General features: G+C 45.7%; 19 protein-coding genes. All 19 read right to left on the bottom strand.

What is annotated here, in order from left to right:
• Complete coding sequence (gene ahrC, locus V1L65_RS07965) at positions 1–453, bottom strand: transcriptional regulator AhrC/ArgR (RefSeq protein ID WP_331698585.1); 453 nt, start codon at positions 451–453, stop codon at positions 1–3.
• A 38-nt stretch (positions 454–491) separates the two neighbouring features.
• Entirely contained in the window at positions 492–953 is a 462-nt protein-coding gene (locus tag V1L65_RS07960; protein ID WP_331698584.1) for a hypothetical protein, read from the bottom strand.
• A gap of 146 nt (positions 954–1,099) precedes the next feature.
• A complete protein-coding gene (locus V1L65_RS07955) occupies positions 1,100–1,918 on the bottom strand; it encodes a TlyA family RNA methyltransferase (RefSeq protein ID WP_331698583.1) in 819 nt (272 codons plus the stop codon).
• 13 nt (positions 1,919–1,931) lie between these two features.
• Positions 1,932–3,830: a 1-deoxy-D-xylulose-5-phosphate synthase gene (gene dxs, locus V1L65_RS07950; protein ID WP_331698582.1), complete on the bottom strand. Its 1,899-nt coding sequence runs from the start codon at positions 3,828–3,830 to the stop codon at positions 1,932–1,934.
• Positions 3,831–3,943: 113 nt separating this feature from the next.
• Entirely contained in the window at positions 3,944–4,858 is a 915-nt protein-coding gene (locus V1L65_RS07945; protein ID WP_331698581.1) for a polyprenyl synthetase family protein, read from the bottom strand.
• A gap of 2 nt (positions 4,859–4,860) precedes the next feature.
• Positions 4,861–5,121, bottom strand: coding sequence for an exodeoxyribonuclease VII small subunit (gene xseB, locus V1L65_RS07940; RefSeq protein WP_331698580.1), 261 nt, complete (start codon positions 5,119–5,121; stop codon positions 4,861–4,863).
• Positions 5,102–6,472, bottom strand: coding sequence for an exodeoxyribonuclease VII large subunit (gene xseA, locus V1L65_RS07935; protein WP_331698579.1), 1,371 nt, complete (start codon positions 6,470–6,472; stop codon positions 5,102–5,104). Before xseA ends, xseB begins: the two co-directional genes overlap by 20 nt.
• 5 nt (positions 6,473–6,477) lie before the next feature.
• Positions 6,478–7,338, bottom strand: a complete 861-nt coding sequence (gene folD, locus V1L65_RS07930; RefSeq protein WP_331698578.1) for a bifunctional methylenetetrahydrofolate dehydrogenase/methenyltetrahydrofolate cyclohydrolase FolD — start codon at positions 7,336–7,338, stop codon at positions 6,478–6,480.
• Positions 7,339–7,375: 37 nt separating this feature from the next.
• The gene (gene nusB / locus V1L65_RS07925) at positions 7,376–7,834 is read right to left on the bottom strand and encodes a transcription antitermination factor NusB (RefSeq protein WP_331698577.1); all 459 of its coding nucleotides are present in this window, start codon (positions 7,832–7,834) and stop codon (positions 7,376–7,378) included.
• Between the two features lie 115 nt (positions 7,835–7,949).
• Positions 7,950–8,180: a DUF2273 domain-containing protein gene (locus V1L65_RS07920; protein WP_331698576.1), complete on the bottom strand. Its 231-nt coding sequence runs from the start codon at positions 8,178–8,180 to the stop codon at positions 7,950–7,952.
• Positions 8,181–8,196: 16 nt separating this feature from the next.
• The gene (amaP, locus tag V1L65_RS07915; RefSeq protein WP_331698575.1) at positions 8,197–8,754 is read right to left on the bottom strand and encodes an alkaline shock response membrane anchor protein AmaP; all 558 of its coding nucleotides are present in this window, start codon (positions 8,752–8,754) and stop codon (positions 8,197–8,199) included.
• Positions 8,755–8,852: 98 nt separating this feature from the next.
• Positions 8,853–9,260, bottom strand: coding sequence for an Asp23/Gls24 family envelope stress response protein (locus tag V1L65_RS07910; RefSeq protein ID WP_331698574.1), 408 nt, complete (start codon positions 9,258–9,260; stop codon positions 8,853–8,855).
• Positions 9,261–9,381: 121 nt separating this feature from the next.
• The gene (accC, locus tag V1L65_RS07905; RefSeq protein WP_331698573.1) at positions 9,382–10,734 is read right to left on the bottom strand and encodes an acetyl-CoA carboxylase biotin carboxylase subunit; all 1,353 of its coding nucleotides are present in this window, start codon (positions 10,732–10,734) and stop codon (positions 9,382–9,384) included.
• Positions 10,735–10,784: 50 nt separating this feature from the next.
• The gene (gene accB, locus V1L65_RS07900; RefSeq protein WP_331698572.1) at positions 10,785–11,276 is read right to left on the bottom strand and encodes an acetyl-CoA carboxylase biotin carboxyl carrier protein; all 492 of its coding nucleotides are present in this window, start codon (positions 11,274–11,276) and stop codon (positions 10,785–10,787) included.
• A 254-nt stretch (positions 11,277–11,530) separates the two neighbouring features.
• A complete protein-coding gene (locus V1L65_RS07895; RefSeq protein WP_331698571.1) occupies positions 11,531–12,109 on the bottom strand; it encodes a SpoIIIAH-like family protein in 579 nt (192 codons plus the stop codon).
• A 28-nt stretch (positions 12,110–12,137) separates the two neighbouring features.
• Positions 12,138–12,767 (bottom strand): stage III sporulation protein AG, encoded by a 630-nt coding sequence (locus V1L65_RS07890; RefSeq protein WP_331698570.1) that lies wholly within the window; start codon positions 12,765–12,767, stop codon positions 12,138–12,140.
• 46 nt (positions 12,768–12,813) lie between these two features.
• Complete coding sequence (gene spoIIIAF / locus V1L65_RS07885; protein ID WP_331698569.1) at positions 12,814–13,569, bottom strand: stage III sporulation protein AF; 756 nt, start codon at positions 13,567–13,569, stop codon at positions 12,814–12,816.
• 36 nt (positions 13,570–13,605) lie between these two features.
• A complete protein-coding gene (gene spoIIIAE / locus V1L65_RS07880; RefSeq protein WP_331698568.1) occupies positions 13,606–14,754 on the bottom strand; it encodes a stage III sporulation protein AE in 1,149 nt (382 codons plus the stop codon).
• A gap of 85 nt (positions 14,755–14,839) precedes the next feature.
• Entirely contained in the window at positions 14,840–15,238 is a 399-nt protein-coding gene (gene spoIIIAD / locus V1L65_RS07875; protein WP_331698807.1) for a stage III sporulation protein AD, read from the bottom strand.
• Between the last annotated feature and the right edge of the window lie 8 nt (positions 15,239–15,246).

Genomic DNA, 15,246 nt, shown 5'->3' with positions numbered 1-15,246 from the left:
TTAGTTTAGTAAAGCAAACAAGCGCTCCACAATTTCTCCGCTTTGCTTCTTCGTTCTGCAAATCATTAATATCGTATCGTCACCGCATATCGTGCCCATTACCTCAGGCCATTCCATATTGTCGATTAAGGCGCCTATCGCATTTGCTGTGCCTGGCAAGCACTTCAGCACGACCAGATTATCGGTATAATCGATATGAGTGAAATGGTCCAGTAAAGCCCGTTTCAGCTTATGAATCGGGTTGTGCCTCTGTACATCCATTGGCATTGAATATCGGTATTTCCCTTCCTCCGCAGGAATTTTAACAAGCATCAGCTCTTTAATATCCCTTGATACCGTCGCCTGGGTAACGTGCATGCCTGTCTTGCGAAGCGCGTCGACTAGCTCATCTTGCGTCTCTATCGTCTGGTTTGAAATGATTTCCTTTATTTTAAATTGGCGCATGCCCTTCATGAAATGGCCCCCATCCTTTTTTGTTTAAACCTGCTCTGCTATCCAATTAAGAAAGATACTTTGCGAACTGTCGCTTCCTTCACGTTAACGATTAATACGCCGGAGCAGCTTGGCAAAATTAAAGAATACATCAACAGATGATCCCTAAGACTGCTTGGTGAATAATCTACTGATTTACGTTCTTTTTCAAGCTTTACAACATATGTGCAGTGGTCTTGCTCTGCTATGTAATCTATATTCAATCTTGTCCCATATTCGAGCAGTTCATCGTCTACTTCAATAGGAATGCGAATAATATGCTTGCATGAGGGCACATCATATCCGGCACGCTTCAGCAGTTTTACCGCCTCATCGTCAGGATCAACGGGCTTGCCCTTGCCCAGCTTGACGGTATTCATGGCAACTGGCGAATGGAGCCAGCGGTAAACCGCTCGATAAAGCCAGATTACAATAAAAATCCCGCCAGCCAACATTATGAACCAATCTCCGTATTTCGTCATCGAATATCCTCCATTTGAGCAAATCGATTAAGCGAACGCTTGTTTGGTTATAGATAGTGTAGCAAATGTTGCCACCTTAGTAAAGCAAAAAAGATGCCTGTGCAGTATTTACTGATCGGCATCCTTTCCTTGGTGCTTTTATTTTATTATTTGAAGGCAGCATTAGCCTCGTGGACAAGCTGCTTGATAGCAGCTTGATCAAATGCGGGCTGGTTTTCTACACCAGTCCAGCTCCAAAAAGCCAAAAACTCGATATTGCCCTCGCCGCCCGTAATCGGAGAAAAAGTTAAGCCCTGCAGCGAAAAACCGAGCTCTGCAGCAAAAGCCGTAATGGATTGAAGCACTTCCTCATGCACGGCCGGCTCGCGAACGATGCCCGCTTTGCCTACCTTTTCACGCCCCGCCTCAAACTGCGGCTTAATTAAGGCTACGACTTTAGAGCCAGGCGCAATCAAAGTCGCTAGTACTGGCAGTATCAGCTTCAACGATATAAAGGATACATCAATGGAAGCAAATTCAGGTGCTGGCCCCTTCAAATCCTCAGGCTGCAAATAGCGGAAATTTGTCCGCTCCATTACGCAAACTTTTTCATTTTGCCTAAGTGACCAGTCAAGCTGATTGTAGCCTACATCGATAGCATATACGTAAGCTGCGCCATTTTGCAGCGCGCAATCCGTAAAGCCGCCCGTCGAAGCTCCGATATCAAGCATTGCTTTGCCCGTCAAGTCAATCTGATACAGCTTTATCGCTTTTTCAAGCTTTAAACCGCCGCGGCTAACATAAGGATGCACTGCGCCCTTTACTTTAATTGCGGCAGTACGCAGCACTTTCGTACCGCTTTTGTCTATTGGCTCCTCATCTACAAGCACAAGGCCGGCCATCAGAGCTGCCTTTGCTTTTTCGCGGCTTGCAAAAAAGCCCTGTTCAACTAAAAGAACATCAATTCTTTCTTTACTGTTTGTCATTATTCACCTTTATTTATGATCTGCCTGTCACACGCTTCATGCGAATCGGCAGCATATTGCGCAGCTCTCCGGCAACACGTTCCGCAGTTAATCCAATTTCTGCACGCTGCTCCGTTATCGAGCCATGCTCAACAAAAATATCCGGCACGCCGATTATTTTGACAGGAACATTGTAAATGCCCTTTAAGGAATAGAACTCCAGAATGGAGCTTCCAAAGCCTCCCAGCTCCGTACCTTCCTCCAGTACAATAATTCGTCTGCCTTCGCTAGCCAGCTTAAGAAGCAGCTCCTCATCCAGCGGTTTAATAAAGCGGGCGTTGACAATCTGTACATTCATGCCTTCACGCTTCAGCAAATCTGCTGTATCTGCAGCTACCTCCAGCATCGGGCCTATGGCAACAATTGTTGCCGAATCGCCCTCACGCACTGTTTCCCACTTGCCGATTTCAAGCGGCTCCGGATTTGCATCAAGCTCAACGCCCAAGCCGTTAATTCGCGGATAACGAACTGCGATCGGTCCTGCTGAATACTCAATTGCCGTTTTCATCATCCGTCTTAGCTCATTCTCGTCCTTCGGCATCATGACAACTATATTAGGAACATGTCGAAGGAAAGCAATATCATATACGCCTTGATGCGTTTCGCCGTCCGGGCCGACAAAGCCTGCACGGTCAATCGCAAATACAACATTCAGATTCTGCCTGCAAATATCATGAATAACCTGGTCGTAAGCACGCTGCAGAAAAGTCGAATACACGGCAAACACAGGCTTTAAGCCCTCCATTGCCAGCGCAGCTGACATCGTTGCCGCATGCTGCTCAGCAATGCCGACATCGATCATACGATCAGGGAATTTTTCTGCAAAACTCATTAGGCCTGAACCGCCAGGCATGGCGGGCGTTACGGCTACGATACGTTTATCCTGCTCGGCAAGCTCGATCAGCATATCGCCGAATACTTGCGTATACATTGGCGGTCCAACTGCTTTAATCATTTTGCCTGATTCTATTTTGTAAGGCGATGCGCCATGCCAAGTATGGGAGTCATTCTCTGCTGGCTTGTAGCCTTTTCCTTTTATTGTCAGGACATGCACAAGCACAGGCCCTTGAATAGCGTCAGCCTGTTTCATAATCTCTTTTAACTGGTCAATGTCATGGCCATCAACCGGACCTAGATAAGTTAAGCCGAATTGCTCAAACAAAATGCCGCTTACGAGCAAATATTTCAGGCTGTCCTTAAAACGCTCTGCTGTTTTGGCCAGCTTGCCGCCAATTGCAGGAATTTTGTTTAAAAATTGCTGCAGCTCTTCCTTAGCTTTCTGGTAATGGCGGTCAGAACGGATTTTACCTAAATAATGATGCATCGCGCCAACGTTAGGTGCGATCGACATTTCATTATCATTAAGAATAACGATCATTTTTCTTTTTTCATGTCCGATATGATTCAACGCTTCCAGCGCCATGCCGCCTGTAAGCGCACCGTCGCCAATTACAGCGACTACGCGATTAGTCTCGCCCTTCAAATCGCGAGCTAAAGCCATCCCCATAGCTGCTGATAATGATGTGCTGCTATGTCCGGCCTCCCATACGTCATGCTCGCTTTCGGAACGTTTAACAAAACCGCACAGGCCTTTATATTTACGTAATGTATCAAATTTATCTTTTCTTCCAGTCAGCATTTTGTGCACATAAGATTGATGTCCCACATCAAAAATAAACTTATCCTCTGGACTGTTGAACAAATAATGCATAACGATAGTGAGCTCAACAACTCCCAGGTTAGGAGCAAGATGACCGCCTGTCGCAGACAATTTCTCAACTAGAAAATGGCGAATTTCCGCCGCCAACTGTTCCAAATGATCAGTTGATAAGCCTTTTAAATCCTGAGGACCGTTAATTTTATCTAGCAGCACGATTTTTTCCTCGCTTTCGCGGACAGTCTATTCTTGCTAAGCTGTCCTATGAACGATACAATTTTATGCTAGTATAGCATATTCATCGCCAGTTGCCCAATTTCCTGAGCTATCTAATGATCGCGATGCACCAAATAATCTGCAATTTGCAATAAACGCTCTGGAGCTGCAAATTTCGCATCCAGAATGGCCGCTTTGGCATCATGAGTCAGCTTCTCCACTTTGGCCTTGCTTTCTTCTAAACCATACAAATATGGATAAGTTACTTTACTTTGTGTTATGTCGCTATTTGTTTTTTTGCCAAGCTTTTGCTCGTCGCCAGTTAAATCTAAAATATCGTCCTGGATTTGAAAGGCTAGTCCAATATTTCGCCCATAATACGCCAGCTGCTTCAACTGCTGCTCAGTAGCGCCGCCGATGCGGCCTCCTGCTGTTGCCGAGAATATAACCAGATCGCTTGTTTTATGCAAATGTATATATTCGAGCTCTTCTATGGATGTAATGCCCTGCTCGCCTTCCATATCAGCCACTTGACCGCCAACCATCCCGCTTGGGCCAGCCAAACGGGCAAGATCTGCTACGATACGCAAAGTCTGCTCAGCGCTAACCGCACCTTTACCTGCAACCTCGGATACCAGATAAAAAGCGTGCGTCAATAAAGCATCCCCTGCTAAAATAGCCAGCGCTTCTCCAAATACTTTGTGGTTAGTTGGCTTACCTCTGCGAAAATCATCATTGTCCATCGCTGGTAGATCATCATGAATCAATGAATAGGTATGTATATACTCAATAGCTGAAGCGACGGGCAGTGCATGCTCGCTTGCTTCCTCAGCGCCATGAACCGCTTCTGCAGCTGCCAGCACTAGCGCAGGACGAATCCGTTTGCCTCCTGCTTCAAGCGAGTAAGCCATAGCCTTTCGAAGCTGATCAGGCACATCCCATTCTGCTGATAATGATTTTGCCATTGCCGCCTCAACGCGGGCAGCGGATTGTTTCAGATATATAGAAATAGCAGCCAGTTGTTCCAAGCTTATTCCCCTTTTTCCTCGTTTGAAGATACAAACGGTTTTTGTTGCAGCCCTTGCTCCGATTCAATCAGCAAATGAATTTTGCTTTCTACCTGCTCAAGCTTTCCGCCGCATAAACGGGAGAGGGCCATCCCCTCCTGAAACAGCTCAATGGCAGTTTCCAGCGGAACATCCCCGTTTTCCAACTGAGCGACAATGAGCTCTAATCGCTCCATTGCTTTCTCGAAGCTTAACGTCTCAAGATTAGTCGTTGTTTCTGCCATGTGGCTCACCTCGTTTGGATTGTACAACACAATCTAACTGTCCATCTGACAACTTTACTTTTACTTTATCGCCATCTTGGACCTGATCAATGCTGCCGATAATATGATTTTCCAGCTCATCGTATACTAAGCTATAGCCGCGCGCCATTACTTTAAGCGGACTAAGCGCATCCAGCTGCTTTATTTTCCCTGTCAAATTCAGTTTGTTTTCCTTGAGGCTTGCGTGAATCGAATTATTCATCCGCTTATTAAAGCCTTCCAGCTGCTTTTTCAAATAAAGCACCCGCGCGCCAGGATGATTGCCTGCCAAGGCGGCCTGCTGCTGCGCCAATTGAATATAGCGCTGCTTCACCAGCTGTCTTGTTCTGCCCTCCAGCTGCTCTGTTAAGCGATCAAGCCGCTGCATCTGATCCAGCATATACTTGCGAGGCTGCATAAAGAAAGGAGAACGTTTAAGCCGCGTCAGTTTCTCTTTGTTTGCTTGTATAAGCGCCTTCATTGCAAGCTGCAGGCGCTGCTCTGCTCGTGCTCGCTGCTGCTTCAACTCCAGCAAATGCGGTACGGCAAGCTCAGCCGCCGCTGTAGGCGTCGCTGCTCGCAGGTCGGCTACAAAATCAGCAATTGTAAAATCTGTCTCATGACCGACTGCGCTAATAACAGGAATTTGCGAAGCAGCAATGCTTCTTGCAACTATTTCTTCATTAAAAGCCCAAAGCTCTTCCAATGAACCGCCGCCTCTGCCGATTATCAGCACGTCGCAAGCGCTGTGCCGATTCATCGCATCAATTGCAGCGGCTATTGACGGGGCTGCCTGCTTGCCTTGCACAAGCACAGGATAAATATATATAGGTATAACCGGATAACGCCGCTGCAGCGTTATAATAATATCTTGCACCGCCGCGCCGGTTGGGGATGTAATAATGCCGATTGACCGGGGAAAGACAGGAATGGCCCGTTTGCGCGCAGCAGCAAACAAGCCTTCCTCATCCAGTCGATTTTTCAACTGCTCGTAAGCAAGATACAAGCTGCCTATACCGTCAGGCTGCATCGCTGTAGCATAGAACTGATAGGTTCCATCACGCTCGAATACGTTTATGCTGCCTCGAGCAAGCACCTTTGTGCCTTCCTTTGGGATAAAAGGGAGTCTTGCATTGTAGGACGCAAACATAACAGACTTCAGCTTGCTGTCTTTATCTTTCAAAGTAAAATACATATGCCCGCTGGAATGATGAACAAAATTAGATATTTCGCCTCTAAGCCATACATCGCTCAGCAGCGCATCCGATTCCATCTTCATTCGCACATATTTGTTAATTTCTTTGATGGAATAAATATGAGGCTGATTGGCCAATCCGATCACCCCTTAATTCCATTAGCCCTTTTTGCTGCAGTCAACGTATTTTTCATAAGCATCGTAATGGTCATCGGACCAACTCCGCCAGGGACAGGAGTAATAAAGGCCGCACTTTCCAAGCAATCCTCATAATTTACATCTCCAGCAAGCTTTCCGTCAGGCATGCGGTTAATGCCTACATCAATGACGATAGCGCCCGGCTTCACAAAGCTGCTGTCAATCGCTTTCGGTTTGCCGATCGCAACGACCAGTATATCTGCCTGCTTAGCAATTTCGCTCATATTCGCTGTTCTGGAATGGCAGATCGTAACGGTTGCGTGCTCACGCATAAGCAGCATAGCTACCGGCTTGCCAACAATATTGCTTCTGCCGATAACTACGGCATGCTTGCCTGCAATTTCCACTCCGCTGCGCTTAATAAGCTCGATTACGCCTGCTGGGGTGCATGGCAGCAAGCTGTCGTCGCCGATGACTAGATTTCCGACGCTTTGCGGATGGAAACCGTCGACATCTTTCTCGAGTCTAATTGCATCAATGACTGCTTTCTCATTAATATGGCCCGGCAGTGGCAATTGAACTAAAATACCGTTAATGCTGTTTTGATTATTCAAGCGCTCAATAAGCGCAAGCAATTCCGTCTCGCTCGTTTCAGCCGGCAAACGGTGAACCTCGGAATAAAAACCGACCTGCTCGCAAGCCTTTTCCTTGGAGCCAACATATACCTTGGAAGCAGGATCCTCACCAACCAGTACGACCGCCAAGCCAGGAGTTACACCCTGCTGCTTTAACCTGGCCGTCTCAGCAATAAGCTCCTCGCGAATTTGATCAGAAATTTTTTTACCTTCAATTTTTTGTGCGCTCATTTACCGATCTACTCCTTATATCAAAATACGTCTTTGTCTACTCCTTCGTTTCTTTTTGCTTCCATTCATCTGCGATTGAAATGAACTTGCCCAGTACGCCATTGACGAATTTACCCGATTCTTCATTACCATAATGCTTTGCAATTTCAATCGCTTCGTTAACGGCTGCTTTCGGCGGTACATCATCTCGGAACATGATTTCGAAGCAAGCAAGCCTTAATACTTGGCGATCAACTCGCGATAGACGATCTACCTGCCAGCCTGTCAAATACTGCCGCAGCATATCATCAATCGCTTCCCTGCGCTCCGCCACACCATAAGCAAGCTCTCGCGCGAAGGCTTCAGTCCCTTCCAGCCCATGAAGATCTCCGCCAATTTCATTCTCGCCACGAAGCTCGTCCATAATCATATCGACAGCCTCTTTAATCGTTACTTCGTTCATTTCCGTTTGGTATAAGCCTGATACCGCTATTTCTCTTGCTAATCGTCGTCTCATGTATCCTCCGTATCCGCATATCCGCGTGTCTGTACTTGCCTATAATTCGAAAAAACCTATGATCTCCTCCCTGCTCCGAATAGAAGGAATCCGGAGAACGGAGGAGACCACAGGATTACTTAAAAGGCCTGAAGCGATCAAGCAAGGCTTCCCATAATCGATGCAACGGCAATACAGGCCCTTCGTTCATTTCTTTATATTTGCCTATAGAATAACCGACAAATACTAGAAGCGCTACGAATAGCATGTCCCAAAAACCGAAGCATAAATAAACGATCCCGCATAAAACGCCTGACGCAACGCCTAATATCCGCTTCCAATAGATATTCCAGAACTCCCTGAACATCAGCAAGCCCCCTTTTCTACTCTACGCGGCTTTTGAAAGTATTGGCTTGAATAACATTAGCAACAAATACAGCTACATTGGCTACCGGCATGCCCGTAATTTCTTCAACATGTGTTTTAACAGTACTTTGAATTTCTTCTGTCAGCTGCGGAATTGAAGTTTCGCCGTCGATAACGGTGCGCAGTACAATATCCAAGCCAGCCTCTGTCACTTTTATTCTCGCTCTTAAATCCTTTACGCCACGCTGACGCGATGCTGCTTTAAGCGCCAAATTCTCGATTGTTTCGATAGAAATTCTAATATCTCCAAAATCTGTTCTCTGGTCGATCGAAGGTGATGTTGCAGAGCCTCTATATAATGAAACAATCAAGAAACGAATACTGATCAAAAGGAATACAGCACTTATTGATATTACCGTGATTTGAAGCGATTTCTCTTCGTACAAATAGGTAATCCCATCATTCAACATATCTTTAGGGATCCAGCCAAAGCCTGCTCCAGCTACAAACAAAGAGATGATAATGATTACAATGCTGTACAAAAATAAAAACAGCTTATCTACAACTTTAATCATTGTGCGTCTCCTCCCGCGGACTCGAATGAAAACCCCCAAGTGCGAAAGCGGCATGCCCAATCACAAGGGGGTTGTACATTTCTAGTGCGCATTGCTATCTATTTAACTCGATAGTTCTGATCTTCCTCTTCAGGTTTTTCGGCAGGCTTGAAATAAACATCATGGATATGAACATTTACTTCAACCACATGCAACCCAGTCATCATTTCGATTGAACGTTTCACATTGCTTTGAATATTAGCAGCGATCTCGGGGATCTTGTTGCCATATTCCACAATGATGGATACGTCCACAGCAGCTTCACGCTGTCCAACCTCTACTTTTACGCCCTTTGACAGGTTTTTACGGCCGAGCAATTCAGTAATGCCTCCAGCAAGGCCACCGCTCATGCCAGCTACGCCTTGCACTTCGATTGTGGCAAGACCTGCAATAACTGCGATGACTTCGGGGGCAATTTGAATAGTTCCGATTTCCGTTTTCTCATAATCAGCAGCGATCGTACTCATGTTGGTTGTACACCTCCCTAAAGTTGCGCGTTAACGGCTCCGTTGACAAGCCTACATCCGCATCTTATTTCTATACTATAACATTCAGCCGAAAATATGACAAACTATTCTAATTGAATGTTTACTGCTGGTTAATGTCATATTCCTCAAGGAATTTAATATCGAAATCGCCCTTAATAAATTTCGAGTGATTCAGCACCTTCAAATGGAACGGAATTGTTGTCTTAATGCCTTCAATGGCAAACTCCTCCAGCGCCCGCTTCATTCGTGCAATTGCTTCCTCGCGGTTAGCGCCCCATACGATAAGCTTCGCAATCATCGAATCGTAATGTGGTGAAATGGTATAGCCGGGATAAACAGCGCTATCCACACGCACACCTGCTCCGCCTGGCGGCAGATAGAACGGAATATGTCCTGCAGAAGGCATGAAATTACGCTCAGAATCCTCTGCATTTACGCGGCATTCAATAGACCAGCCGTTTATTTTCAAATCCTCTTGACTGAAGGATAATGGTTCGCCTTCAGCAATTGAAATCATTTCCTTTATGAGATCAACATTGGTGATCATCTCGGTTACCGGATGCTCAACCTGAATTCGGGTATTCATTTCCATAAAATAAAACTGATTGTCTGGGCCCAGCAAAAACTCAAGTGTGCCTGCTCCGGAATATTCCACAGCCAGTGCCGCGCGTACGGCAGCTTGTCCCATGCGCTCGCGAAGCTCAGGCGTCATGATTGGGCAAGGCGCCTCTTCAATCAGCTTCTGGCGTCTGCGCTGCACAGAGCAATCGCGCTCGAACAGATGCACGGCGTTGCCATGCTTGTCAGCTACAATTTGAATCTCGACATGCTTCATGCCGGTTAAATACTTCTCCAAATATACGCCGGCATTGCCGAAAGCTTTTTGCGCTTCCTGCTGCGCAGTCGTAATTTGAGAAACTAGCGACTCTTCGTTCTCAGCGATGCGAATTCCTTTGCCGCCGCCGCCTGCAGTCGCTTTAATAATGACAGGGTAGCCGATTTCGCGAGCTACTTTAATCGCTTCATCAATATCCTCAATCAAACCGTCTGAACCTGGAATGATCGGCACATCAGCTTCCTTCATCGTCGATTTAGCAACTGATTTATCGCCCATTTTGCTGATCGCTTCCGGCGATGGTCCTATAAATGTAATGTTGCATGACTCGCAAATTTCTGCAAAATCAGCATTTTCAGCCAAGAATCCATAGCCCGGATGAATCGCATCACATTCTGTTAATGTAGCAACACTCATAATGTTAGTTAAATTCAAATAGCTGTCCTTCGATGGTGTCGGACCGATGCAATAAGCTTCATCTGCAAGCTTGACATGCAAGGAATCTTTATCCGCTTCAGAATAAACAGCAACAGTACTAATGCCTAATTCACGGCAAGCGCGAATAATTCGAACTGCGATTTCGCCGCGATTCGCAATTAATATTTTTTGGAATTTCACGTAGGAACCCCTTTCAAACGACAATTTCCCAATTGAATTGGGGAGATTAGTTAGTCCGCCTTAACAAGGAAGAGCGGCTGGCCAAATTCAACGAGCTGGCCGTTAGAAACTAATACCTCAACAATTTCGCCGTTCACTTCAGCTTCCAGCTCATTCATCAACTTCATTGCCTCAAGAATACAAACGACACTCTTATCATTTACGCGATCGCCAACCTTGACAAAAGCAGGCGCTTCAGGTGATGGCGCTGCATAAAAAGTTCCTACCATAGGAGATACAATGCGATGCAAGTTATCCTTGGCGGATGCTTCCGGCGCTGCTGCGCTTGGCTGGATTACAGCTTCTGCTATCGGCTGCGGAGCTGCCACTGCAGGGGCTTGCGTGTATGTATGCGTAATTGGAGCAGTTTGAACATTTAAAACTTCTGTTTTTCCAGGCTTGCGGATAAGCAGACGTGCTCCTTCATTTTCAATTTCCAACTCCTGAACGGATGTTTGATCGACTAGCTTGATCAATTCTTTAATCTCGCTCAATTTAAACATGAACGTAATCACTCCTCTTATTCACATAACGTAACACATTATAACATAAATACGGAAGAACACGAATCATTTTTTAAAATATATATTTCACCTAGAAACAGCACAGCCCATAGCCAAAAACGCGCAGCGATTCTTTTTGAAATATAAAAGAGTATAGCATTTATTTGAGCTGGGACAAAATAAAAAGCTTTGAGCTGTCCGGCATTCAGCCAAACCACTCAAAGCTTATGCCCCGCTAGCTGCAATTCTGACCTTTACGGCACGTATTGGACAGATACTTGATTAGGCTTTACAGCCATGACACTCATTACTTCTTCTATAATTTCAGCTGCCTCGCTTTTATTCATATTGCTGCTGGAGACGACGATGTTCAAAACATCCTCTGTTTGGTCGATATGTGCCACATCGTATTTTTCCATCAGCTTATCTTCAAGCGATTTAATCTTTGATGCATTGTCTTCAAATTTTTGCAGCTCAGCAAAGGCTGCTGTTACTTCCTCATTGCTGTCACCTGAATTAGTTATCGAGGACAAAATGCGGTCATATTCAGAATCCAAGTACTGATCGCGCTTCGTTTGCAAATTATCGAAAATGCCGCCCTGCAAAATGCCTTCACGTTCAATCTTTGCAAGTATTTCTTCATTCAGCTCATCATTATTCACAATCGTTTTATCGTTCTCGCCTGCAACCTCCGTTACTTCGCCTTTGGGATTGCCGTTGTCCGTTAACGCTTTATTATCACTGGTATCCTGTGTAAACAAGTAATACGCGGACAGCACCACCATTAAACTGAGCATCGACACTAGCCATATTGTTTGTCTTTTTGTATTCATTTTCGTTTACCCTCCCAAAATAAGTTCATTATTGTTTTCTAGGTACTACAGAAATTCGATTTACAGCTATATTAACGCCGCGTTCAACCGCTTGTGTGATCAGCTTCCTGACTGTCGCGTTTTCTGCGCCGCTGGCAACGATGAGAATGCCTCTTATTCGAGGATTTATCGTCTTGGTAACAATTGGCTTGCTGTCGCCTGATACCTCATGCAAAACAATTTGCCCGTTCTTTGTTACGGAAGTAATATGCCGCCTGCCGCCGTTCCCAGTATTTTCATCCGTGATTTGCTGAGACTCTGAAATGGCGCTTGCGATTACAATTTCCTCCGTAGAATCAATCGTTACTAGCACATCCACCTTGCCTACACCAACGATTTGCTCCAGTATGTCCTTCAGGCGATTTTCGATCGGATGCTCATAAGCTTCAAACATAGAGCCTGACGTGTCTTGCTTGGACCATGCCTCAGAAGTTTCTGGCGGCACAGTCTCCTGCTCCGCATAACGCTCTACCGGTTTAAATGGCAGGAAAGAGTTAAGCAGCATAAGCGCCGCACCTACTCCGCCAATGATGAGCAATAGGCGAAGTGAACGCACTCGCTTTGGCCCGCCTGGTCCGCCACCTATCGCTTTTTCAATACGCTCCAGCCACTTGGCCACAATGCTATCTCTCCCTTCCTGTACCATTCCAAACTCGAGCTGATGCTTAAGCTAAAGCTTTAATTATGACTAGCCGCTCATTCACCTCCCATCGGGTTGAAATCATCCTTTTGATTTGCTTCTCCAGCTCTGCGTCAGGAAAATGCTCATTTTTCTCTGCCGCTTCCGCATTCTCCATCCCTTGATTTGCATCAGTCACATCAATAGATGAGGATAATTCTTTTATCGCAATTTCAACAGGCTTGATGGGCGCGATCGGGGCAATAGCTGTAATATCTGTCTCTCCGCTTGCCTTGCTTCCCCCGTTCCCTTCGATTGCATTCTCGGCCCCCTGCTGTGGCTGTCTGACCGTTACGACTACCTGCTCGATTTTGGCATGTGCATCGCTGCTGTCATGCAGCTCCAGCTGTACAGAAACCGATAAAATTTCCTGATCAATTTGCTGCTCCAGCTGCTCAAGCATGGCCTGCTCGATCGTTTGCTCGGTTAATGACAAGGCGTCAGATTGGTATTTTTTTTGCAAAGCCTCCCCTTTTTTTTGAATATCTTCAAGCGTAGGCATTTTGATACCCTTTTCGATCGATCGCTGATCCCATATTTTTACGCTTTCCTCCAGCTTCTTGCCGACATCCTGCTTCAGAAGATTTAAAATCGGCGATAAGATCGTCAGCAAAATAATTAAGCCAATCGCCAGTCTTGCATAGCGCTGCATCGTTTTGTTCGGCAGCAGCATATCAACAATGACTGCCAGCAGGATAACAGCTATAATATTGCGAAGCCATTCAACCAGCCATGAGGTCAATTCACTCCCCCCTAAGTGCGCCTGCCTGCCGCAAAGCTATCTCGCCATCATTGCCGCATTGCCAGCCGTCAATATAATGGTTACTGCCAAAAAAAACATAAGGCTTACAGCTGCCAGCGAAGCAAACACGTAAATCATCGTTTTTCCGATCGTTTGCAGGCAGGTGACGATAGGCGAAGAGCCAAGCGGCTGCATGGCAGCTGCAGCGATATAATAGATTAAGGCCAATGTTAATATTTTTATTGCGGGAAATGCGCTAAGAAATAAAATAATAATGACGCCTGCTATTCCTACCGCATTTTTCGCGATCATCGAAGCGGATATAACTGTATCAGCCGCATCTGAAAACATTTTACCTACCACTGGAATAAAATTGCCTGTTACATACTTGGCTGTGCGCACCGTAACCCCGTCTGTTACTGCTCCTGTTGCACCCTGTACCGATATAACCCCTAGAAATATAGCCAGCAGTACGCCTAAAATGCTTACCCCAATCGATCTGAGCAAATTAGCCAGCTGTGTTACTTTATACTTGTCCGACAAAGCGCTCGCAATATGCAGGACAGCAGAGAAAAATAATAGAGGAAAAACAACGGTATAAATGACAGTCCCAACGACGTGTATCATCATAATAATTAGCGGATGCAAAATAGATACCGTTACAATGCTGCCCATGGAGGCAAGCAGTGTGAGCAACAGCGGAACCATGGCGAGCATAAATTGAATCATGCTCTGAATGGAATCCTTGGCATAACCAATAGCTACGTAAAAGCTGTTGACCGCAATAATTAGGAGCACCATGTACGTGATCGAATATGCAACCTTGCTTACTGTATTTCTCTCAAAAGCACTCTGCAGCGTTTCGAGCACCATACTAAAAACAGTCAGCATAACGATTGTGACGAGCAGCTTGCCATTGTATAGCACTTCATGCCATAAATAACGCAGCAGCCCTTGCACCATTTGCGAAAGCTTCAAGCCTTCGCCGCCAGGCATCAGCATTTCCATAAAGCTTGGAATATGTCGATCCGGAAAAAAACCGCCGTACTCGCTCCCCAGTTTATTCCAATAGGATTCAACTGCGCTGATGTCCAGCTCTTCGATTTGCTGCTTGGGCGAGGATACTGGAATGCTTTCTGTTTCGTTCAGCGGCTGTTTGCCAGAATCTGCATATATTCCTCCCATAGGAAGCAACATAACGAACAAAAATGCCATCCCAAGCAAGCAGAAAAGTATTTTTCTTTTTTGAAAATCCTTCTGCAAAAGCATGTCACCCACCCCCGTCCGGCAGCAATCCGAGTATTGTTTCAACGATGACGCTAATAATTGGAATGGCCATGACGAGTATAAAAACTTTCCCTGCGAACTCTATTTTGGAAGCTATCCCCTCCTGACCAGCATCCCGCACAATTTGCGCCCCGAATTCTGCAATATAGGCAATCCCGATTATTTTCAAAATCGTCTTCAGGTAAATGGATGGAATGCCCGAGCGGTTGGCCAGATCCTCAATAACCGCAATAACTGCCTCTATCTTTCCAATTACGAATAATAAAATGAACAGCCCTGTAAAAGAAGCAAGCAAAAAAGCAAACATCGGTTTTTGTTCCCTTATTACGATGATCAATACGGTGGCAATAATGCCAAGCCCAACGATCTGAATCATTTCCACACTGCTCA

Origin of the sequence: Paenibacillus sp. IITD108 (assembly GCF_036541265.1) — a bacterium.
Classification (GTDB): domain Bacteria; phylum Bacillota; class Bacilli; order Paenibacillales; family Paenibacillaceae; genus Pristimantibacillus.
Note: the sequence above shows the minus strand (reverse complement) of the source record. Positions and strands in the feature narration are given on the sequence as shown.